The sequence below is a fragment of the Thermodesulfovibrionales bacterium genome (assembly GCA_026417875.1).
In the GTDB taxonomy this organism is placed as follows: Bacteria; Nitrospirota; Thermodesulfovibrionia; order Thermodesulfovibrionales; family CALJEL01; genus CALJEL01.
On the sequence record JAOACK010000002.1, the window covers coordinates 63475 to 83901 of the forward strand.

Here is a 20427-nt window from a genome sequence, read left to right on the forward strand (position 1 = left end):
AAAGATGAAACTGACACATGTGGATGACAAAGGCAATGCCCGGATGGGAGATGTATCTGGGAAGGAGGTTACCCTTCGGGAGGCTCGTGCCACAGCAAGGATAAAACTCAGTTCAGAGACCATAGCGTTGCTTTTAGATAAGGCTATTCCCAAAGGAGATGTTCTTACTGTTGCAAAGATTGCAGGCATAATGGCTGCAAAGAAGACCCATGAACTTATACCTATGTGCCATCCATTAAATATCTCTCATGTTGATATCGAGTTTAATATCCTTAAAGAGAGCTCTGAGATAGAAATAGAGAGCATTGTAAAGGTAGAGGCAAGGACGGGCGTTGAAATGGAAGCGCTATGTGCGGCAGCTACAGCAGCCCTTACAATCTATGATATGTGTAAGGCAGTGGACAGGGAGATGGTGATCACTGATATAATGCTTATTGAAAAAAAAGGTGGAAGAAGCGGAGAATACAAGAGAGGAGATAAAAGATGATTACTGCAAAGGATATAATGACAAGGAATGTTATAACTGTAAAGCCAGAGACATCTATTGAGGAGCTTGCAAGGATACTCATAGAAAATAAAATAAGTGGTGCTCCTGTTGTTGATGACAGCGGGAATCTTGTGGGTATAGTAACAGAGAATGACCTCATAAACCAGAACAAGAGACTTCATATACCAACTGTAATAAGGCTCTTTGATGCCTTTATAATGCTTGAAAGGCCTAAGAAAATTGAAGAGGAAATCAAAAGAATTACTGCTACCAGGGTCTGGGATATATGCACAAAGAATGTGATGACAGTTAATGAAGATGCTACCATTCAGGAAATCGCAACATTAATGTCAGAGAAGAAGATACATCTTATACCGGTAATGAGGGATAAAAAAGTCATTGGCATAATAGGAAAGGCAGATATCATTAAGGCAATGACAAAACAGGAGAATTAATGTCATCAGGGGTAGCCCTTGTTTTGAGCGGTGGAGGTGCAAAGGGTGCGTTTCAGTTTGGTGCCATACAGTACATAGAAGAACATTACAAAAAAAAGAATCCCACCTTTAACTATTCCATAATAGCAGGTGTATCTGTTGGAGCCCTGAATGGCACAATGCTTGCGATGGAAAAATATGAACTCCTCAAAGAGATATGGAATACCATCTCTTCAGAAAAGGTTTACAGAGGCTCCTTAAACTGGCTGGCTGCAATCAGGGTACTCTTTGGTTCAAGGTCAGTCCTCAGTAACAAACCTCTCTATGAACTAATTAAAAAACATGTTTCTCTCAGAGACATAAAGTCAGATAGATACGACCTGAGAATCGGTTCTGTCTCACTATACAGTGGTGAATACAGGGCATTCAGGCCTCAGGATTTTGAAAATGATGATGAGTTCAGAAAGGTCCTCCTATCATCAACAGCAATCCCGGTTATATGGAAACCAGTCAATGAGATAAGACTTAAGAATGGCAGTCTGTTTAGAGACGCGATTGATGGAGGAATAAGGAACATAAGTCCACTTGGAGATGTTATTGATAGTGATCCTGAAGAGGTGATAATAATAAACTGCAGTGCCTATTCTCTGAGATTGAAGGAAGACCCTAAGGCATCAAAGAATATATTTAAAATTGCAAAAAGGGCTTTGGTGGAAATTGCAATTGATGAAATATTCAATTCTGACATTAGTGAGTTTCTCAGAATCAACAGGCTTGTTGAGCAGGCAGAAAAACAGAACTGCCAGCTGCTCAAACCAGATGGAAGACCTTACAGGTCTTTCAGGACTGTGCTCATCCAGCCAGATGGTGATCTCGGAGACACACTTGATTTTTCAGAAAGAGTGATAAAGGAAAGGATAGAAAAGGGTTTCCAAGTAGCCACAAAGGCCTTTGAGACAAACCACAGCATTTAAGTCATTAAAGTATTATTAATAAATCTGGTTAGGGTTATTTTTTCTCTGAATATCAAGAGGGCAGGAATACCGAGCCTGTCTGATGCTTTGCTCGCAACAATGCTAAATAGTAAAAGTATTGCAGCACCCGCAAGTATATACTCAATGGAAATCATGGCTCAGCCATATAAAAGATACTATTTAAACCTGACCGTACAAAAATTTACAGCAATCTCAGAAATTCTTTATTTAATATTATCATAGATTATGTTTTATTACTTCCCTATTTTATTATCGATCTTAAAAATGTCCAAGACGCAAAAAGCATTTAAGGGGCAGAAAAAAGGCGATACCCTTTGCTCCACAAAGTTCGGACATCAATCTGCTTCCAGAAGCATCCTTCTATTAAAGTGTTTCTTTATCCATACCAGAGCCATTGTCTTTAATCGTTATAATCAGACGATTTTTCTTGGATGTCACAGTAATCTTTACATCCTGTCCTCTGTCCGAGGCTTCTATAGGATTATTGAAAAGATTTACAAGAGCCCATAATTTATGGTGCCAGAAAGGATTGGTATGTAGTATAGCTATTCAAGTAACGGGAAATATTTTCCGAGGTATAAGGAGATGAACAAGAGTGAGAAGGGTTAGAAATGTTATGATAGCGATTATATGGTATTTTCTATTAGGCATTAAGATTTCCTTATTCATTACCCTTTTCCATTCCATTTATATTTTATAAGATAGTACCCTGCTGCAAGTGCAAATATGATAACGCCGATTCCTATCAGCGTAAGGCTGGGCAACTCTTTTACATCAAGGATAATGACCTTTCTGGCAATAGCTATAATCGCAACTGCCATAACTACCTGAACATGGTCAACGCCCTCAATAAGATATGTCTTCATTATTGTCTCGAGCAATTCTATTCCTATTATAACAAGCATAAACAGACCGAATATATCAAGCAGCTCATTGATATCAAGCAAAAATAGTGGAGGTGTAAGGGTATCTTTTATAATGAGCCAACCAAGTTCTACAGTAGATAAAAGTAAAACCATAGCCATCATGACTGTAAGAGATATTATGATTGTTTTTTTAAATTTCCTCAGATATTCAAACATAAATTATCTCCTCTTTACTTTAATCCGATTGATCAACCTACAGTAAGTATAGCTTTAGAAGATTTTATTTGCAACACTTTTCTAAGTTCCCAGGATATTATTTTTCATATTTTCGTCTAACATAAATCAAAATGTGTAATATCTTCTTTTTAGGGCAAAATATGGAAACATTTTTAAAATATAGAAGGAGATTTGTATATAAACTTAAAGGATTGTAATGCACTCCTAAAAAAGCCCTCAAAAAGCAATTCCTTCATAAGGATTAGCAAGAATTACTCTATACAGCCTATCTTAAGGGTGATATAATTAAACTATTGAGAGTTAAATAATCTTGTTTCGGGGGGGTGGGATTTGAAGAGTTTAAAAAGAATCCAGGGAATATTACCAAGAATCTGAGAAGGCTTAACAGAAAGGTCATGGCAGACAGCCATGAAAATTTGCTTAAGAGACAGAAGGAGATCAGTATGAATAGAATTGTATTTTCAATCTTGATAGTCTTTAGCTTGATTATGGGGGCTCATGCTGCTCAATCTCCACAGATTCCTTTACCAGGAAGTGCGATTCCTCAGTTTATGGAACCCTTGCCAACACTCGGCATTCCACCCTGGAATGGAACAATCGCCACTGTGTTCGGAAATCAACCATTAACGATCAGGATGTGTGAGTTTGATGCAAATATCCTACCTGCTGGAACAATAATTCCGGGTCAGAAACCAAAGACCAAGGTCTGGGGTTATCTTGTTGATCCTGTTGGAAACTCTACATGTGCCCAGCTCATTAATCTCTATAAGAATCCATTAACAGGGGCAATTGATACCTATATTGGTCCTGTGATTGTCAATCAGCGGGTTTTAAATCCGCCGGGTCTTTCAACAGATATAACTTGGATAAACGACCTCGGAAGTGCACTTACCACAGAGGTTCTTGCATATAAATATTCAACCGACCAGACCCTCCACTGGGCAGACCCTTTCAGGCTTAATTGTCCAATGACACTAATGGGAATGTATCCAGTATTCGGTGACCCCTGTTCTCAGAATTATCAAGGACCTGTACCCGCTGTTACCCATCTTCACGGAGGTGAGGTGCCTCCGGAGATTGATGGAGGACCGGATTCATGGTTTACAAGTGATGGCATGTATTTTGGCTCAAAGTATTACACATTTGGAAAGGACCTGGGAATAAGTGGAAACTTCTCTCTGTATAAATATCCAAATGTACAGGAAGCAGCACCCCTGTGGTTTCATGACCACACTCTTGGCGCCACAAGGCTGAATGTATATATGGGTCTGGCAGGTGCCTATTATATCCATGACCCTTCTCAGAACCTTCCACCGAATCTTCAGCCCCTTAATGAGGTTGTGCCCCTCGTAATACAGGACAGAATGTTTGATACTACTGGTCAGCTATTCTTCCCAGCTGATAGTGCCGGTGGAATACCTGGAGTGTGAATCCCGAGCATCCTTACTGGGTACCAGAGTTTGTTGGAGATGTGATTGTTGTTAATGGAAAGGCATGGCCTTATCTGAATGTCCAGCCAAAAAGGTATAGATTCCTTATACTCAATGGCTCAAATGCAAGAACCTATGAGCTCTTTCTTGTGAATCCTGCTACAAAGACCATGGGACCTCCAATGTGGGTAATAGCAACTGATGGAGGTTATCTAGATGCTCCTGTAAAGGTAGATCCAAATCTCGGGCAGAAACTTGTCATTCAGCCCGGAGAAAGATATGAGGTGATAATTGATTTTGCCGGCTATTCAAATACGACACTCATAATGAGAAACACTGGAAGAACTCCCTATCCAAAGGGTGCTCCTCCGAATGGAAACACCCTTGGAAGGATAATCCAGTTCAGGGTTGGTCCTGGACCGGTTGTGGATAACAGCTACAACCCTGCAACCGGAATTCCTCTCAGAACAGGTACTCAGGTGATTCAGCGTCTTGCAAACCCGTTAACAGGAACAGTGGCCCCAGGTGTTATTGTGAATAAGATAAGGCAGCTAACACTCAATGAGGTCATGGGAATGCCAATGTGTGTACAGGACCCTGTAACGGGTCTTCAGACCTGTTATCCTGGTGGTCCTCTTGAGGTATTACTCAATAATACAAAATGGTCAGGTTATGTACACGGTGAAAAACCAAGGAGTGATTTTGTTCCCGTAACTGTTGGCGGAGAGACACTTTATTATTCAGAGATTCCTAAAGAGGGTGATACAGAGATATGGGAGATTGTTAATCTTACAGCAGATGCCCATCCAATACATCTTCATCTTGTACAATTCCAGATTCTTAACAGGCAGAATTTCAATCTTGGCAATTACCTTAAGGTTTACAACGCTGCTTTTGGTACAAATCCAGCAAATCCGTTGCCACCAAGGTGTATGCCAGGAATGTTCTGCCCTGCCTACGGACCTCCTCTTGATTACAACACAGGAAATCTACGTGCACTCGGCGGAAATCCTGATATAACACCCTATCTGCAGGGTAAGGTTATTCCTCCCATGCCATGGGAGGCTGGATGGAAGGATACTGTAATAGCCTATCCAGGTCAGGTTCTCAGAATCATAGTGAGATTTGCACCAGCAGACAAACCCGTGAGTACGCCAGCTGCTAACCTCTACTATCCCTTTGATCCCAGTGGAAATAACTTTGAATATAACTATGTCTGGCACTGCCACATTGTTGACCATGAAGACAATGAGATGATGAGACCTGATGTTATAAGTCTAAATCCCCTTGCACCTGCACCATTTTTAAGACCACTGAGAAGAGGCTGGGAATATTAATCTTAGAGGGCGGGTTTTGCCCGCCCTCTTTGAAGATGTGTGCTTTTCTATTCATTTGTGTAAGAACTGGAATTTGCTACCCGAATAACTACGTCTTTGCTATCAATTTAAACTGTCTCACAGTCACCCAGATGTAGCGAGTTTTTTATCTACCGCATAAAGAAACTAATTCCCTTATCCTTTTTTTCAGAATTGGATGCTCAAGGTCTGGTGCAATCTCTGAAAGGGGTTTGAGGACAAAAGACCTTTCCTGAATATAGGGATGGGGAATCTTGAGCTCAGGTGATTTAAGAATGAGATCATTGTAAAAAAGTATATCAAGATCAATTATCCTTGGTCCCCATTTTATTGTCTCAACCCTTCCCATGATGCATTCAATTGACTTAAGTTCGCTGAGTAATTCCTCAGGTTTCAGGTCTGTTTCTGCTTCAATTACCATATTAATGAACAATGGCTGGTCAGTGACTCCCCAGGGTTCTGTCTCATAGAGTGATGATCTTTTTAAGACCCTTATGCCTCTACCCTCCATGAGCCTTATAGCCCTAAGGCAATTTTCTTCTCTATTCCCAAGGTTAGAACCAATTCCAATATAAACAATCACAGACATACTGTATGTATTATAATAAAAGCATTATTCCCATAGTACTGCTATTAATCAGTTAGCTTAACTGATTCAGAATGGTATGACAGTATATCTCATAGATGGCAGTTCCTATATCTACAGGGCTTATTTTGCAATAAAGGGCCTATCAACATCAAAAGGGCTTCCCACAAATGCAATCTATGGCTTCACAAATATGCTTCTTAAGATTATCAATGAAAATAAACCTGAAGGCATTGCTGTTGTTTTTGACAGACCTGAGCCAACAAGGAGACACAGAGCCTTTGAGGAGTATAAGGCACAGAGGCCAAAGGCACCTGATGACCTGACCGTTCAGATACCCTATATAAGAAGGATTGTGGAGGCCTTTGGAATAAGGGCTATAGAAATTCCAGGTTACGAGGCAGATGATATAATTGCCACAATGGCAGAACAACTCAGTAAAGAGGGTCATGAAGTATATATTGTTAGCGGTGACAAGGATATCCTCCAGATAGTTAATGAGAGGATAAAGATGTTTGATCCCATGAAGAATATAATCTATGACAGTAAGACTGTTCAGGAGAAATATGGACTGCCACCTCATAGAATACCTGAGCTTATGGCACTGGCTGGTGATAGTATTGATAATATACCCGGAATAAAAGGGATTGGCGAGAAGAGTGGTCTTGAAATTCTTGCCTATGGAAAGCTCGAAGATATAATGGAAAATCCAGGATTAATAAAAAAGGAAAGATTAAGAAGGGCTGTTAGCGAGAACCTTGAAATATTAAGACTCAGCTATAACCTTGCAAAAATAGACAGGGATGTCCCTGTGAAGATAACCACAGATGACCTGAAGAGGAAAGAACCTCTCTGGAATGAACTTCTACAGATATTCAGGGAGTGTGAATTCTCAAGCCTTCTGAAATTGCTTCCAGTAACTCTCAAAGTTAAGACCAGAATAATTAAAGGACCTGATGAACTGATAAAATTACTTGGTGAGAAGGGATTTGCCTATGATATCCTGCTAAGGGACGGCAAATGCACTGGTGTCTCCTTTATCCCTATCTACTCATCAACTCAGGAGGTCTTCTTTTTTCCTGTAAACATGCCAGATGACCTAAGGGCCCTCAGGCCCCTATTTACTTCTGAAGAATGTGTCAAGATAAGCCATGATGTAAAGAGGGATATAATATTCCTTCTTGAGCATCGCATAGAGCTCAAGGGAATAATTGAAGATATTCAGATAGTCTCCTATCTTTTAAATCCCTTAAGAGCCAATCATGATCTTGATGAGCTAACAATAGAGTATCTTGGAATGAAAAAGTTAAGTATGGACGAGATAACTTCTGATCCAGTAAATCTATCTTCCCAGAATGCCTTTGTAAAAGTGAGACTTTATGAGGTTCTGAGCAAAAGGCTTGCTGAAGAAGGTCTGGAGAGACTTTACAGGGAAATAGAGATTCCCCTTACCAGGGTTCTTGCTGATATGGAGAGGACAGGTATAAAGATAGATATTTCAATACTGAGGGACCTTTCAAAGGAACTTGAAGGTGTTCTTGAATCATTGAGGTCAAGGATATATTTTCTTGCAGGTGAGGAGTTTAATATAAACTCACCTAAACAGTTGTCTACCATACTCTTTGAGAGACTGGGACTTAAACCAAAAAAGAGGACAAAGACAGGTTATTCTACAGAATTGAGTGTCCTTGAAGAACTGGCAGTCCAGCATGAACTTCCAAGAGAGATACTCAACTATAGGAGTCTCTTTAAACTAAAATCCACCTATGTTGATGCTCTACCGGAACTTGTAAACCCAGAAACTGGCAGGCTCCATACTTCCTTTAACCAGACTGTTACTGCAACTGGAAGACTCTCAAGCAGTGAGCCCAATCTCCAGAACATACCTGTTCGGGGTACCTGGGCAGAGAGGATAAGGCAGGCATTTATTGCAGAAGAAGGTTTTATGATCCTTGCTGCTGATTATTCCCAGATTGAATTGAGGATACTTGCCCATATGAGCAGAGATGAGAAATTCTTGAGGGCATTCAGGGAAGGTATTGATATTCATAATGCCACTGCTTCTGAATTATTTGGAGTGGAGCCATACAGAGTCAGCTCCGAGCAGAGAAGGATAGCAAAGATAGTAAACTTTGGCATAATCTATGGAATGACAGCTTTTGGTTTGAGCGAGACACTGGGCATTGATAAGGAAGAGGCTCAGAATTACATTGACCAGTTTTTCATAAGGCACCCATCCATAAAGGAATTCGCACTTTCTCTCATAAAAAAGGCAGAGGAGAGGGGATATGCTGAGACCCTTTTTGGAAGGAAGAGGCCTATACCTGAGCTTAAAAGCAGAAACGGTGCAATTCGTGCACTTGGAGAAAGGCTTGCCGTAAATTCTCCAATCCAGGGAACAGCCTCTGACATTATAAAACTCGCTATGATAAAAATATGGAATCTCATCAGAGCTAGGGGTTTTAGAACAAGGATGCTTCTTCAGATACACGATGAGCTGCTCTTTGAGGTTCCAGAGGACGAAATTCCTGAGGTAAAGGAGATGGTAAAAAAAGAGATGGAGACTGTTGTAAAACTTGAAGTTCCTGTTTCTGTAAATATCTCCACTGGAAAGAACTGGGCAGAGGCAGGATCATAAAATCTTGAATCTTTTATACTGAATTTTGTATCCTTTGTAAGAGGGGGATATATGACAAAGAAAGAACTTCTACAGAAAAAGGTTGCAGAGTTGAGGTCCATGGCCAAGGAACTCGGGCTTTCTCTACCAAGAACAGCAAAGAAGGAAGATTTAGCTTTAGCTATAAGCAAGGCACTGAGATTAAAAACACTGAGAAAAAAGGAACCGCTGAAATCAAAGGCACCAAAGGCAAAGGTGGAGAAGGCTCCAAAAAGAAAGAAAAAAATAAAAATCCCTGAAAAGGAAGCAGTACCTTCTCCTGGGGTCGAGCTTAAGCCAGTATCAGTAGAGGAAGAAAGACCTGCTGATATTTTTCCATATAAACCGGTTATAACAAAGGATCTTCTCGGACTTGTTCCTGTTGATACCCAACATTTTTATCTCTACTGGGAGATAAGCAGAGATACATTCATTAGAGTTTCTGCTGAGGGAAAGTTTGTTATAAGGATCTATGACATTTCAGGTGACAGGGATATATCACAGGCTCCCTTCTTTGAGCTATACGCTATGAAGGAAACAGGTGGTTTTCATGTTGATATGGGAAGACCGGGTGATTTCTGTGCTGAGATGGGTATTTTTGACAAAGGCAGATTCATTCCTCTACTAAGGTCCAATATTATTAAACTTCCAAGAATTCCCCATCACAGAGAATTACCAGAAGCTGTTAGAATCACCTTCCCATCAGGGATAGTTCATCCAACAAGTCTTTGATAATGGACTCTGCCCTTTTTTCTCGCAGCGCTTTCAGGATATGCCTGGAGCTGAATCTGGAGATTATCCTTTTTCTTTTTGCCAAAGGAAGGTCCAGTAGTTTTTTCCTGTTCTTTTTAAGCAATTGAAGATACCTGCCAAACTCTTTGGTGTATAATTTTTCCATCTCCTTTCTTATAGCCTTTGCCATGGCAGGAGAAGCACCAGAGGTTGATATGGCAATAATGAGAGGACCTCTCCTTATAACTGATGGAACAATAAAATTACATAACTCAGGTTCATCGACAACATTTAAAAGGCCTCTGAAATTTCTGGCAATGCTTTCATGTACTTCCTTTGATGAACTGGCTGCTATAACAAGAAAGGCCTTCTTGAGATCTCCCTTTTTGTAAGGTCTTTTGATGAGTTTAATCTTACCTGACCTTACAAGTTTTTCAATGCCTTCTGTCACCTCAGGACTTATTACAGTTACGGATGCTCCTGCTTTAAGAAGTGAGTTGATCTTTCTCTGAGCAACCTTTCCTCCTCCAATTACAACACATTCTTTGCCCTTGAGATTTATAAAAACTGGATAATACATGCATCTGGCTATTGTTTACTACCTACCTTTTCTAATTTGGCATACTCTTTTTTGGCTTTTATGGCTTCCTTTGAATCAGGATATTTCTGAAGGAGATAGTGGTAGGTGCTTTCTGCCTTATCTTTTTCTTCTAAAGCCCTGTAGGTTTTCCAGAGAAGATAGAGAACCTCTGGCATGTCCCTGAAATCAGGATAGTTTCTAATCAATCCCTCCAATCTTCCCCTTGCAGCCCTGAAGGAGTCTTTCTTAAAATAAAATTTTCCTACCATCAGTTCATAAGCAGCTATCACCTCCCTGCACTTTTCAATTCTTATATCAACTATATCCCTATAGGGATTTCTTGGATAGAGTATTTTTAATCTTTCAAATTCCTCCAGGGCCTTCTTTGCTGCACCTGCGCCCCTTTCAGGTCCCTTCACATCCTGAAAATAAAGACTGGCAATCTGGTACTGGGCATAGGGAGCATGGGGATGTTCTGGAAATTCTCTGAGAAATTTTCTGTATTCCTCAATGGCAAGTTCTATCTCTTCTTCCTTTATGTAAGATTCTGCCATTTTGAGCTGAGCCTTTGGTGCATAATTCATTGTTCTATCCCTGTTCTTTACCTCAAGGAGGAGATTCCTTGCTTCCTGGAATTCTCCACGCTCGATATGTTTTTCTGCCCTTTCAATCCACTTTTCCGGCTCAAAGGGCTCTTCTTTTTTCTGCACAGATGCGCAGGCAAATGGTAGTAGAGTAATACAAAGAAGCAGGGTATATTGTAAAAAAATTTTCATCTTAAATTATATCACAGAAAGGCATCCGCTTTCTTTAAAGATTTTTTTAAAAAAAGCTCATTGGCCTTCTTGTTTCTTGACCGGACGACAGAGCAGAAATATCTCGATGCAATCGCAAAAACAGTCTTTTTTATTTAAATGCCTTTGATTCGGCTTTCACACTTCTGAGTTATTTTCAGCGTCCAAACCCTTTACATGTTGCACAAGCTAGCATTTTATGCTAAATTAAAGAGAAAGGAGGAGACAATGAAAAAAACCATCATTAGCGCTGTCTTATTTATTCAGTTAATCCTTGCCTCTCATGGCCTTTCTGCGGAGGAAAAGAAAATTAATTTTGTTGGTGAGGATATATGTCCAAACAGCGCGGGTGCTATTCTAAGGGATGAACTGGCGGGCCTTAATACTGGGGATATTCTTATAATTGTGATTGAGAAGGACAGAAAGGAGATTGTTCAGACTGCTATAAAACTGGAAAAACTCCCGGTTACTTCTGAGGAAAGGGATGAAAAGAATATAACGACCTTTATTTTAAAAAAGAAATAATTAAGGAGAGCGGGATGATAATATCTGTAATTTTACTCTTATTGATTCTTCCTGTAACATCCTTTGCAGTTGATATAAAGTATGCTGGATGCGTAACAATACAGGAAAATCTTCTAAAGGAAGTAAAGTCAATATATGAACAGAAAACAGGTAACAGGATAGGACTTTCAGGAGGCGGAGCTGGAGCTGGCATCAGGGGAGTACTTTCAGGACTTGTTGATATCGGTGGTGTGTCAAGACCATTAAAAACCGAAGAGATAAGGCAGGGGCTGGTTGCCTATACCGTTGGGTATACTGCAGTGGCTGTAGTTGTTCACAGGGATATAAAGATTAGTAATCTAACAATGAAACAGCTCAGGGATATCCTTTCAGGAAAGATCGGAAACTGGAAAGAAATCGGCGGGCCTGATATGCCTGTAAGGGTTGTAATACCATCGAAAGGTTATGCAAGCAGAGATGAATGCGAAAGGATCGTTATGGAAAACCAAAGATTCGCTGACAATGCCATTATTACACCCGAACAGACAATTTCTGAAACAGTGGACACTACACCCGGTTCAATAGGAATAGTTGATATCTCAATGCTTGACACAAAAAGGGTCAGTGTCGTTAAGCTAGAAGGGTTACTGCCTGATAAGACAAACATAAAAAGTGGAAAATATAAACTTATAATTCCAATAAATCTTGTTACAAAAGGAGAGGCAACTGGAGTACTTAAAGATTTTATAGATTTTATTCTCTCACCGGAAGGCCAGGCACTGGTAGAAAGAAAATTTATAGGAATTAAATAAAAAGTTTCATCATAAGATTGGATTCTTACATTATCGATAGAAATTTAAATGTACGCCTTCTGAATAGAAACATCTTGCCCATTATTTATGGCATAATATAAGTCATAATTCAAATTTGCTATGAGCTGCTCAACCAGGGATCGCTTCAATCACTAAATGTAAGGTGAAAAGAAGAGTTGACTTCGCTGATAAAAAGTAAATTTCTTAGTCTCAGGGCAAAGGGCAAAAAGGCCTTTATTCCCTATATTATGGCCGGTTACCCTTCAGCTCATGATACGCTGAGATATTTTTCTCTTCTTGAGCAATTAGGTGCTGACATAGTGGAGCTAGGAGTTCCCTTCACAGACCCTCTTGCAGATGGACCAGTGATTCAGGCAGCCTCAGAAGAAGCCCTAAAAAGGGGTATTAATCTGACACGAGTCCTCGCTATGGTAGAGGAAATAAGAAAGACCTCATCTCTTCCGATTGTTCTCATGACCTACTACAACCCTGTGTTCAAATACGGAGAGGAGGCTTTTGTAAGGGATGCTGTTAAAGCTGGAGTAAATGGTGTAATAATTCCAGACCTCCCTCCTGATGAAGCAATCAGTCTTAGAAGACTTTCAAGGCAAGCAGGACTTGATACAATCTTCCTTGCAGCACCAACATCTACAGATGAAAGATTAAGATTAATAGCCCGTGCATCAACTGGTTTCATCTACTATGTATCCCTGACAGGTATAACAGGTGCAAGGCTTCATCTCGACGGCTCCCAGAAGGCGGTCATTGACAGGATAAGGAGCTTTTCAAAGACTCCCGTTGCCACAGGATTTGGTGTATCAACACCAGAGGAGGCAGCCAGGGTAGCAGAGTTCTCTGATGGAGTGATAATTGGAAGTGCAATCGTAAAGAGATTGCTTTCAGATGACCGAGAACTAAGAGAATATATTAGCAGCCTAGCAGATGCCATTCATGATGGAAAGGTAGAAGCTATACTTTCTACAGATACAGGACTGCAATAATGAAAATAAGAGTTCTTGGAGCATCAGGCGCTGAATTTCCAGGACATAATCCTCCTGCATACCTTATAAACAACTTTCTTCTTCTTGATGCTGGAACACTGGGAGCAGTGCTCAAGGAAGAGGAGCAGTGGAAGATAAGATATATACTTCTAAGCCATGCTCATCTTGACCACATAAGGGCAATACCCTTTCTTGCAGATAATATAATCATAAAAAATAAAAGACACTCCATAACAGTAATGGCAACAAGACAGGTCCTTGTTCAGCTCAAAAGGCATCTTCTTAATGGCAGCATCTGGCCTGATTTTACTACACTTGGAAAGAAAGGACCTGTCCTGAGGCTCAGAGAATTAAAACCTGAGAAGGAGATAAAGATAAAATCTCTGAGCATAATTCCTGTGCCTGTGAATCATTCCGTGCCTGCCTCGGGGTTTATAATAAAGGAGATAAAAAAAGACAGAGAATCTGTCTTGGTCTATACAGGTGATACAGGTCCAACGGACAGGCTCTGGAGTTATTCTGAAGGTGCAGATCTTCTCATCTCGGAGGTTTCCTTTCCTAACAGGCTTGGCAGACTTGCTCAGGAGACAGGCCATCTCACTCCTAGTTTACTTAAAAAAGAATTAAAAAAAATTAAGACACTTCCAGAGATGATACTCATAACCCATCCAAAACCCCAGTATGTTGGTATAATACAGAAGGAATTAAGGGATTTAAAGATTAAAGGTCTCAGATTATTAAGAGAAGGAGAGGAGATAGAGATCTGATGGCATGGTTTAAAAAGCCAAAAGAAATTTCAAAGGAAAAAAAGGTCAGAATACCTGAAGGTCTCTGGGTAAAATGTGAGAACTGCAAGGAGATAGTTTACAGGAAAGAGGTAGAGAAAAATCTTCAGGTATGTCCGAAGTGCGATTATCATTTCAGGATCAGTGCTGTTGAGAGACTCAATTTACTTCTTGACCCCAATACCTTTGAAGAGATGGATGCAAATCTTTTGCCAGCAGACCCGCTTGGATTTAATGACAGCAATAAATCCTATCCAGAAAAGCTCCGGGAATACCAGAGTAAAACAAAACTGAAAGAGGCTGTCATTACAGGAGAGGGCCTGATAAAAGGTCATCCTGTGATAGTAGCGGCAATGGATTTCTCCTTTTTCGGTGGAAGCATGGGATCTGTTGTTGGAGAAAAGATTGCCAGGGCTGCAGAGAGGGCTATTGCAAAAAAACAACCTTTTATTGCCATCACAGCCTCAGGAGGTGCAAGGATGCAGGAAGGGATGTTCTCTCTCATGCAGATGGCGAAGGTTTCCCAGGCAATTTCAAGGTTAAAAGAAGAAGGTGTCCTCTATATTACCATTCTCTGTGATCCAACCTTCGGAGGAGTAACAGCAAGCTTTGCCATGCTTGGAGATATAATTATTGCTGAACCCAAAACCCTGATAGGATTTGCAGGTCCAAGGGTTATTGAGCAGACCACCAAACAACCCCTGCCAGAGGATTTTCAAAGAGCAGAATTTTTATTGAGCCACGGTTTCGTGGATATGGTGGTGGAAAGAAAAGATCTTAAAAAAACCGTTGCCCTTCTTATTGAATTATTCATGGCTAATTCAACCCGATAGATAGAGGCAGCGGACACAGTTTTTTATTAATTCAATTCTTTCACGGTTTACAGATGTCATACGAGAAAGCCATAAATTATCTCTACAGTCTCCAGAAATACGGGTTGAAATTTGGTCTGAAAAACACAGAGGCCCTTCTCGAGGCCCTCGGCAGACCTGAAAGGGACTATCTGACCATCCACGTGGCTGGAACAAATGGTAAGGGTTCAACCTCTGCCATGATAGCAACTCTGCTTGCTGGCACAGGTTTAAAAACAGGCCTTTTTACATCTCCCCACATGGTGAGGTTTACAGAGAGAATCAAGATCTATCATTCTCCTGATAGCCTGCCTGAAGAGATACCTGAAGAAGAGGTGGTAAGACTTACAGAATTCATCCGCCAGAGGATCCCGGTGGATTCGACACCTACCTTTTTTGAATTCGTCACAGCACTGGCATTTAAATATTTTTCTGAGAAAAAGGTTGATATAGCTGTAATTGAAGTAGGAATGGGAGGAAGGCTTGATGCAACAAATGTTATTACTCCCTCTGTATCAGTTATAACAAAGATAGGGTTTGACCATAAAGAATTTCTCGGTGAGACTTTGGGAGATATTGCACGGGAAAAGGCAGGTATAATCAAGAAGACCGTTCCAGTTGTCTCTTCAGAACAGTTCAAAGAGGCCCTTGCTGTTATAAAGGAAAAAGCTGTTGAAATAAAAAGCCCCCTTTATATTTATGGACAGCATTTTAAGGGAATCTTAAGGGAAATGACTCCAGAGGGTTTACTCTTTGATTATGAAGATGAAAGGATTTATCTTAAAAATCTCTTCACGCCCCTTACAGGAATTCATCAGCTCGAAAATGCCTCTGTTGCTATAAAAACTTTCCTCTTATTCATGGAACAATATAGATCTGAAGTTTTATCCTCAGGCATCACTGATTACTTCTATGGTATTAAAAAAACTATCTGGCCCGGAAGGCTTGAGCTTGTGGTAAGGCAAGGCATTCATTATCTTCTTGATGGAGCTCACAATCCTCAGGCAGCAGAAAGTCTGGCAGAATCAATCAAAAACCTTTACAGAAAATTCTACAAAAGAATCATACTTATAATCGGCATAATGGCTGATAAAGATGTGGAAGGCATTATTAAACCTCTCACAGAGATTGCAGACTCAATAATTACTACACAGCCTGATTACCATAGGGCTATGGCAGCAGAAAGATTAAAAAGAATAATAGAAAAGCATAGTAAAAAGGCAGAAAGTTACAGCTCTATAATGAGGGCTATAGAGGCAGCCCGCAACCTTTACAGAGAAGGAGACCTTATAGTAATCACTGGTTCTTTTTATACACTTGGAGAAGCTAAGGTTGTTCTTGGAGAAAAAGAGAGATTGAGAACACTTAGAGAAAATCTTCAGTGCATAGAGCAACAGTAAAACTCAGAGGGAAGGGAGATTGCAGGAAAGGTGGTAGAGCCATACTGTCAGTCCTGATCTTCTTTATCTTGCTGTTTTTTACAAAAAGAGGCCTTTCGGTAACACTGCAAGAAAATGAAAAAATAAATCTCACTTATTCTCCATACTCAATAGAGATATCAGCCCGGGAACTTTCAGAAAAAAAAGGAATATATTCTCTTAAAGGAGATGTAAAAATCAAAAAAAGCAATGAAGACGGAGAAAGTCTTATACAGTCAGAGGAGGTTATATATAACTCTCTTACTCAGGAGGCAGAACTTAAGGAAAATGTTTATTATGAAGACAGCTCCATGACCATAAAAGCAGAGAGGGCAAGACTGAACCTGAAAGAAAAGACAGGTATTCTTTATAATGCAGAGATAGTCTTTAAAAAAGAGTTTTTCAGATTAATCACACCTGAGGTTCAGAAACTCTCTGAAGACCATTTTATCTTTAAAAGGGCTACATTTACTACCTGTGAGGGTCTTGTGCCTGACTGGTGCATAAAAGGAAGAGATGTTGACTTTATCCGTGGCAACCGAGTGAGTGCAAAGGATGCCACCTTTAATATAAAAGGGATTCCTGTTTTTTACACGCCCTATATCTGGGCTCCAGCTCTTACAGAAAGAAAAACAGGTTTTTTAATCCCTTCAATTTCTTACAATAACAGGCTCGGCCTTGAGCTTAAGCTGCCCTTTTACATCGTCCTCGGTGAAAATGCCGACACAACTTTGCTGCTTGATCTCTACACTGAAAGGGGGATCGGCAAGGCTGCTGAGTTCAGATACAGGGGATTACCTGGTAATTATCTGGACCTAATGACTTATCATATAAGAGATTCAAGGCTTGAGAAGGATTTTTATGAAATTTTCCTGAAGCAGAATCTAGAGACCTCTTTCCTGAATGATGACCTTACTGAAGCAGGGCCGTTTTTCAGGGAATTTATCTCAGTGCATACAGTAAATGAAGGATTTTTTGAAACCTACAATCCCTTCAGAGAGGTCAGATTAACAAGGTTTTTGAGTTCAGCAGGAGAAATTAGTTATCTTTTCAAGGGCAGAAATATAAACCCTGCTATCAGATTATTCATTGAAGCAGGATACTGGCAGGACCTTCAGGGCAATACATCCATCGTAAGCCAGAAGCTTCCAGAAGCAGGCATAAGCCTCTATCCATCAGGAAGAGATAATTTTTACTACTGGCTTGAAGCCAGGGCTGGAAATTTCTTCAGAGAAGAGGGAATCAGAGGCCAGAGACTCTGGTTCATGCCAGGAATCAGGTATTCTACAGGCAAAGAATTTGTTCTCACCCAGTCTCTGAGTCTGAGGGGTTCTTATTACTGGCTCCATGCTCCTTCAGGTTTTCAGAATAATGACAATACCTTTTTTATATCCGAGATAATTTATGCTCCCCAATTAAGCACAAGAATTGAAAAGGACTATGATTCTTTTCAGCATATCATAGAATCATCTATTGGATATTTAAGAAAGGAGAAGCTCACTGATAAAAAAGACCTTTTAGTAACAGAATTCTTAACCGAAGACTTTTTTGATTACAGGGATATCATGGAGAGGACATCAAGAGTAGAATTAGAGATTCTAAACAGGTTCAGGTTTAAAGACGGAGAAAAAAGTGAATTAATAATAAAATTCTCTCAGCCTTATGATACCTTCAGAGAAAGGGTCCTTCCTCTTAATGGTGAGGCATCGCTCAGGATTAAGAATTTCCATTCAGCACTCCTTACAGAATATGATCCCGAGATTGAATCTTTAAAGACCTTTACCCTGAAGGCCGGGCTGGACCTCGGAAGACTCAGGGCCTCAGTAGCAGAGAGATTTTCACAGGGTCTTGATCTCTTTTTTCTAAACAGCAACATTTTCTATGATATTTCCCGCTCTATCTCTCTAAATTCCACGGTCTGGTATGACCTGAAAGGTGAAGGATTAAGAAATCTCCTTCTGGGTGCTTCATGGAAAAGGCAGTGCTGGACCCTGAATATTAGATACATAAAAACACCAGAAGATTATTCTCTTCTTGCTGGTCTTGAACTCACGGGATTATGAAAATATTTAAGCATGAAAAAATTCCTTTGCAAGCTCTACAAGTGCGTAAACCTTAAGATCCACATAATCTCCCCTTGCACGCGCCTCATCGAGCCTTTCCCTTACCTCAACTAAGGGTATCTCCACAACCTCTAGTTCCTCTAATGGTTCAAGTTTTGGCTCACCTGTTTTCATTAGACTGGTAGCAAGATAACAGGCAAGTTTCTCTGAAGAGATACCACTTGAGGCTGGAAATGTTCCAAGATGAATCAGTTTTTCAGCCTCATATCCTGTTTCTTCCTTTAATTCCCTCCTTGCAACAATCTCAAGGGATTCATTCCTATCATTGAGACCTGCTGGAAATTCGATAACCCAGGCATCAAGAGGTGCCCTCCAGTGCCTTACAAAGATAAAGATCTTCTCTGAATCAGTTTCCCTCACAGGAACTACAACCACCATACCCCTTGCATTCACACGCTCAACTATCTCCCAGGCAAATGGAATACCTGATGGAGTCAGGCCTGTAAGCTCAGCAAGTCTGAGGAATCTGCCCTCATGAAGAATCCTCTTGTTTGTACCCATCTTAACCTCTAAATCTCAAAAATGCCCTTTCAAAGGAGGAGATATTTTTTATAAAAAAATTTTTAACCTCATCCCATGGAGGTGCATCTCCAAGAAGCACTGGTTCAGGACTCCTTTCAGCATCTTCAAAATATACCAGACCCTTAAGAAGGTGAAGATAGTTTACCTTCTCGCTGAATTTTTTGTGAATAAGTTCTACAGTCTCTTCTATTCCAAGAATTCTCACTCCAGAATAGAAATCATAGAAATCCTTTTTTTGACCTCTATCAGCAATAGTTCTTATCTTTTCTATAACTATATCTCTCCAGTCTGCCACCTCTATAGAATTAAAGGGAATAACTGGAAAAAGAAGAGGTTCTGAATAATAAATAAATGTGGCCTTTACATCATCAAGTATACAGTGAAGGGTTAATGCGCTCCTTATTTCGCCTTCAACTGAAAACCCTTTTATCCTCAAAAGGCTTGAAAGTTCTTCCGGGAAAAAGTTCTGAGAAGTAAAAAAATCCATATCAAAGGATTTTCTGTGTCCTATCTGGAGAGCAAGACCGGTGCCACCAGCAAGGTAAAAAGAGAAATCTTTAAGGATACCGAGTCGCTCCGTGAGGGACAGTATTTTATCATCTATAACCTCAATTCTCATAAAAGAGTTTTAAAAAATTTATTGTCCTCTTTGATAAAGCCCTGCTTGTTTTTATTACATAACTTATCTTTTCGGGAAGAAAATTCTTTCTCATCCATTCAAAATCCTCAATATCTCCGTATTCAGCTATCCTCTCAATTATAAAATACCAGTCTATTTCTGGATTCAGCCTTTCTATGTCTACATCCCAGAAGAGGGTCTTCTTAAACCTGACCGTGCTCATATATCTCACCCTTGCAGATTGTCATTACCACTATTCCTTTGAGTGTCCAGCCATCAAAGGGGGTGTTCTTTCCAAGGGATATGAATTTCTCAGCCTCGACCCTGAATTCTTTTTCAATGTCGACAATAGCAATATCTGCTGGCATTCCGGGCTTTAATGTACCCTTGGGTATATTAAGTATTCTTGCTGGATTCAGGGAAAGCTTGTTGACTAAATCCTTCAGTGTTAAATGGCCATCATGGACTAACCTTAGACTCAGTGAAAAAGCAGTTTCAAGTCCTGAGATTCCTGAAGGCGCCCTGTCAAATTCCTGAAGTTTTTCATCCCTGTGATGGGGTGCATGATCTGTTGCAATCACATCAATTGTACCATCTCTGAGACCTTCTATAATTGCCTCTATATCCTCTGCTGTCCTTA

Annotated in this window: 23 protein-coding genes; 14 read left to right on the forward strand and 9 right to left on the reverse strand. The window is 40.2% G+C overall.

The genetic code is table 11. From position 1 onward, the window contains the following. The first annotated feature begins 4 nt into the window (after window positions 1–4). The 3 genes from moaC to N2257_00880 are packed head-to-tail and all read left to right on the forward strand — an operon-like array spanning window position 5 to window position 1895. Entirely contained in the window at window positions 5–487 is a 483-nt protein-coding gene (moaC, locus tag N2257_00870) for a cyclic pyranopterin monophosphate synthase MoaC (protein MCX7792949.1), read from the forward strand. Continuing rightward, window positions 484–942, forward strand: a complete 459-nt coding sequence (locus N2257_00875; protein ID MCX7792950.1) for a CBS domain-containing protein — start codon at window positions 484–486, stop codon at window positions 940–942. The genes moaC and N2257_00875 overlap by 4 nt, the downstream gene beginning before the upstream one ends. Further along, a complete protein-coding gene (locus tag N2257_00880; protein ID MCX7792951.1) occupies window positions 942–1895 on the forward strand; it encodes a patatin-like phospholipase family protein in 954 nt (317 codons plus the stop codon). The genes N2257_00875 and N2257_00880 overlap by 1 nt, the downstream gene beginning before the upstream one ends. On the opposite strand, the gene N2257_00885 is transcribed toward N2257_00880, so the two are convergent. Both N2257_00885 and N2257_00890 read right to left on the reverse strand, forming a co-directional pair. Continuing rightward, entirely contained in the window at window positions 1892–2050 is a 159-nt protein-coding gene (locus N2257_00885; GenBank protein ID MCX7792952.1) for a hypothetical protein, read from the reverse strand. The two genes, N2257_00880 and N2257_00885, sit on opposite strands and share 4 nt — an antisense overlap. A 534-nt stretch (window positions 2051–2584) precedes the next feature. Then, complete coding sequence (locus tag N2257_00890; protein MCX7792953.1) at window positions 2585–2998, reverse strand: phosphate-starvation-inducible PsiE family protein; 414 nt, start codon at window positions 2996–2998, stop codon at window positions 2585–2587. 344 nt (window positions 2999–3342) lie between these two features. On the opposite strand from N2257_00890, the gene N2257_00895 reads away from it, so the two are divergent. Next, window positions 3343–4449 (forward strand): hypothetical protein, encoded by a 1107-nt coding sequence (locus tag N2257_00895; GenBank protein ID MCX7792954.1) that lies wholly within the window; start codon window positions 3343–3345, stop codon window positions 4447–4449. After that, the gene (locus N2257_00900; GenBank protein MCX7792955.1) at window positions 4446–5786 is read left to right on the forward strand and encodes a multicopper oxidase domain-containing protein; all 1341 of its coding nucleotides are present in this window, start codon (window positions 4446–4448) and stop codon (window positions 5784–5786) included. Before N2257_00895 ends, N2257_00900 begins: the two co-directional genes overlap by 4 nt. A 145-nt stretch (window positions 5787–5931) precedes the next feature. On the opposite strand, the gene folK is transcribed toward N2257_00900, so the two are convergent. Further along, window positions 5932–6393, reverse strand: coding sequence for a 2-amino-4-hydroxy-6-hydroxymethyldihydropteridine diphosphokinase (gene folK, locus N2257_00905; GenBank protein ID MCX7792956.1), 462 nt, complete (start codon window positions 6391–6393; stop codon window positions 5932–5934). A 76-nt stretch (window positions 6394–6469) separates the two neighbouring features. Between folK and polA the strand changes: the two genes are divergently transcribed. After that, window positions 6470–9028: a DNA polymerase I gene (gene polA / locus N2257_00910; GenBank protein MCX7792957.1), complete on the forward strand. Its 2559-nt coding sequence runs from the start codon at window positions 6470–6472 to the stop codon at window positions 9026–9028. 51 nt (window positions 9029–9079) lie between these two features. Further along, window positions 9080–9778, forward strand: coding sequence for a DUF4912 domain-containing protein (locus N2257_00915; GenBank protein MCX7792958.1), 699 nt, complete (start codon window positions 9080–9082; stop codon window positions 9776–9778). Here N2257_00915 and N2257_00920 read toward each other — a convergent pair. After that, entirely contained in the window at window positions 9738–10358 is a 621-nt protein-coding gene (locus N2257_00920) for a bifunctional precorrin-2 dehydrogenase/sirohydrochlorin ferrochelatase (protein MCX7792959.1), read from the reverse strand. The two genes, N2257_00915 and N2257_00920, sit on opposite strands and share 41 nt — an antisense overlap. Window positions 10359–10366: 8 nt before the next feature. Beyond that, window positions 10367–11134: an outer membrane protein assembly factor BamD gene (bamD, locus tag N2257_00925; GenBank protein ID MCX7792960.1), complete on the reverse strand. Its 768-nt coding sequence runs from the start codon at window positions 11132–11134 to the stop codon at window positions 10367–10369. 246 nt (window positions 11135–11380) lie between these two features. Here bamD and N2257_00930 point away from each other — a divergent pair, with 246 nt between their 5' ends. The 7 genes from N2257_00930 to N2257_00960 all read left to right on the forward strand — a co-directional run bounded on the left by N2257_00930 (window position 11381) and on the right by N2257_00960 (window position 18586). Further along, on the forward strand, window positions 11381–11677 hold the full coding sequence (locus N2257_00930) for a hypothetical protein (GenBank protein MCX7792961.1): 297 nt from the start codon (window positions 11381–11383) through the stop codon (window positions 11675–11677). A gap of 14 nt (window positions 11678–11691) precedes the next feature. Beyond that, window positions 11692–12468 (forward strand): substrate-binding domain-containing protein, encoded by a 777-nt coding sequence (locus N2257_00935; protein MCX7792962.1) that lies wholly within the window; start codon window positions 11692–11694, stop codon window positions 12466–12468. Window positions 12469–12644: 176 nt separating this feature from the next. Next, window positions 12645–13469, forward strand: a complete 825-nt coding sequence (gene trpA / locus N2257_00940; GenBank protein MCX7792963.1) for a tryptophan synthase subunit alpha — start codon at window positions 12645–12647, stop codon at window positions 13467–13469. Then, window positions 13469–14236 carry a 3',5'-cyclic-nucleotide phosphodiesterase gene (locus N2257_00945; protein ID MCX7792964.1) on the forward strand — a complete coding sequence of 256 codons (768 nt, stop codon included), beginning with the start codon at window positions 13469–13471 and terminating at the stop codon, window positions 14234–14236. The genes trpA and N2257_00945 overlap by 1 nt, the downstream gene beginning before the upstream one ends. Continuing rightward, the gene (gene accD / locus N2257_00950; protein MCX7792965.1) at window positions 14236–15087 is read left to right on the forward strand and encodes an acetyl-CoA carboxylase, carboxyltransferase subunit beta; all 852 of its coding nucleotides are present in this window, start codon (window positions 14236–14238) and stop codon (window positions 15085–15087) included. The genes N2257_00945 and accD overlap by 1 nt, the downstream gene beginning before the upstream one ends. A gap of 53 nt (window positions 15088–15140) precedes the next feature. Further along, window positions 15141–16505 (forward strand): bifunctional folylpolyglutamate synthase/dihydrofolate synthase, encoded by a 1365-nt coding sequence (locus N2257_00955; protein ID MCX7792966.1) that lies wholly within the window; start codon window positions 15141–15143, stop codon window positions 16503–16505. Beyond that, entirely contained in the window at window positions 16487–18586 is a 2100-nt protein-coding gene (locus N2257_00960; GenBank protein ID MCX7792967.1) for a putative LPS assembly protein LptD, read from the forward strand. Before N2257_00955 ends, N2257_00960 begins: the two co-directional genes overlap by 19 nt. Before the next feature lie 6 nt (window positions 18587–18592). Here the strand turns inward: N2257_00960 and N2257_00965 are convergent, their stop codons facing one another. From N2257_00965 to N2257_00980, 4 genes are all read right to left on the reverse strand, one after another. Next, window positions 18593–19147 carry an NUDIX hydrolase gene (locus N2257_00965; GenBank protein MCX7792968.1) on the reverse strand — a complete coding sequence of 185 codons (555 nt, stop codon included), beginning with the start codon at window positions 19145–19147 and terminating at the stop codon, window positions 18593–18595. Window position 19148: 1 nt separating this feature from the next. Then, window positions 19149–19787 carry a nucleotidyl transferase AbiEii/AbiGii toxin family protein gene (locus tag N2257_00970; protein ID MCX7792969.1) on the reverse strand — a complete coding sequence of 213 codons (639 nt, stop codon included), beginning with the start codon at window positions 19785–19787 and terminating at the stop codon, window positions 19149–19151. Further along, the gene (locus tag N2257_00975; protein ID MCX7792970.1) at window positions 19777–20010 is read right to left on the reverse strand and encodes a hypothetical protein; all 234 of its coding nucleotides are present in this window, start codon (window positions 20008–20010) and stop codon (window positions 19777–19779) included. The genes N2257_00970 and N2257_00975 overlap by 11 nt, the downstream gene beginning before the upstream one ends. Beyond that, window positions 19991–20427: amidohydrolase family protein (locus N2257_00980; GenBank protein MCX7792971.1), on the reverse strand; the 437-nt coding region annotated here is incomplete at its 5' end. The genes N2257_00980 and N2257_00975, both read right to left, overlap by 20 nt.

What these genes read in the sequence shown, in the direction of transcription:
- moaC (MCX7792949.1), top strand. Translation starts at nt 5, where the DNA reads ATGAAACTGACACATGTGGATGACAAAGGCAATGCCCGGATGGGAGAT.
- N2257_00875 (MCX7792950.1), top strand. Translation starts at nt 484, where the DNA reads ATGATTACTGCAAAGGATATAATGACAAGGAATGTTATAACTGTAAAG.
- N2257_00880 (MCX7792951.1), top strand. Translation starts at nt 942, where the DNA reads ATGTCATCAGGGGTAGCCCTTGTTTTGAGCGGTGGAGGTGCAAAGGGT.
- N2257_00885 (MCX7792952.1), bottom strand. Translation starts at nt 2,050, where the DNA reads ATGATTTCCATTGAGTATATACTTGCGGGTGCTGCAATACTTTTACTA.
- N2257_00890 (MCX7792953.1), bottom strand. Translation starts at nt 2,998, where the DNA reads ATGTTTGAATATCTGAGGAAATTTAAAAAAACAATCATAATATCTCTT.
- folK (MCX7792956.1), bottom strand. Translation starts at nt 6,393, where the DNA reads ATGTCTGTGATTGTTTATATTGGAATTGGTTCTAACCTTGGGAATAGA.
- polA (MCX7792957.1), top strand. Translation starts at nt 6,470, where the DNA reads ATGACAGTATATCTCATAGATGGCAGTTCCTATATCTACAGGGCTTAT.
- N2257_00915 (MCX7792958.1), top strand. Translation starts at nt 9,080, where the DNA reads ATGACAAAGAAAGAACTTCTACAGAAAAAGGTTGCAGAGTTGAGGTCC.
- N2257_00920 (MCX7792959.1), bottom strand. Translation starts at nt 10,358, where the DNA reads ATGTATTATCCAGTTTTTATAAATCTCAAGGGCAAAGAATGTGTTGTA.
- bamD (MCX7792960.1), bottom strand. Translation starts at nt 11,134, where the DNA reads ATGAAAATTTTTTTACAATATACCCTGCTTCTTTGTATTACTCTACTA.
- N2257_00930 (MCX7792961.1), top strand. Translation starts at nt 11,381, where the DNA reads ATGAAAAAAACCATCATTAGCGCTGTCTTATTTATTCAGTTAATCCTT.
- N2257_00935 (MCX7792962.1), top strand. Translation starts at nt 11,692, where the DNA reads ATGATAATATCTGTAATTTTACTCTTATTGATTCTTCCTGTAACATCC.
- N2257_00945 (MCX7792964.1), top strand. Translation starts at nt 13,469, where the DNA reads ATGAAAATAAGAGTTCTTGGAGCATCAGGCGCTGAATTTCCAGGACAT.
- accD (MCX7792965.1), top strand. Translation starts at nt 14,236, where the DNA reads ATGGCATGGTTTAAAAAGCCAAAAGAAATTTCAAAGGAAAAAAAGGTC.
- N2257_00955 (MCX7792966.1), top strand. Translation starts at nt 15,141, where the DNA reads ATGTCATACGAGAAAGCCATAAATTATCTCTACAGTCTCCAGAAATAC.
- N2257_00965 (MCX7792968.1), bottom strand. Translation starts at nt 19,147, where the DNA reads ATGGGTACAAACAAGAGGATTCTTCATGAGGGCAGATTCCTCAGACTT.
- N2257_00970 (MCX7792969.1), bottom strand. Translation starts at nt 19,787, where the DNA reads ATGAGAATTGAGGTTATAGATGATAAAATACTGTCCCTCACGGAGCGA.
- N2257_00975 (MCX7792970.1), bottom strand. Translation starts at nt 20,010, where the DNA reads ATGAGCACGGTCAGGTTTAAGAAGACCCTCTTCTGGGATGTAGACATA.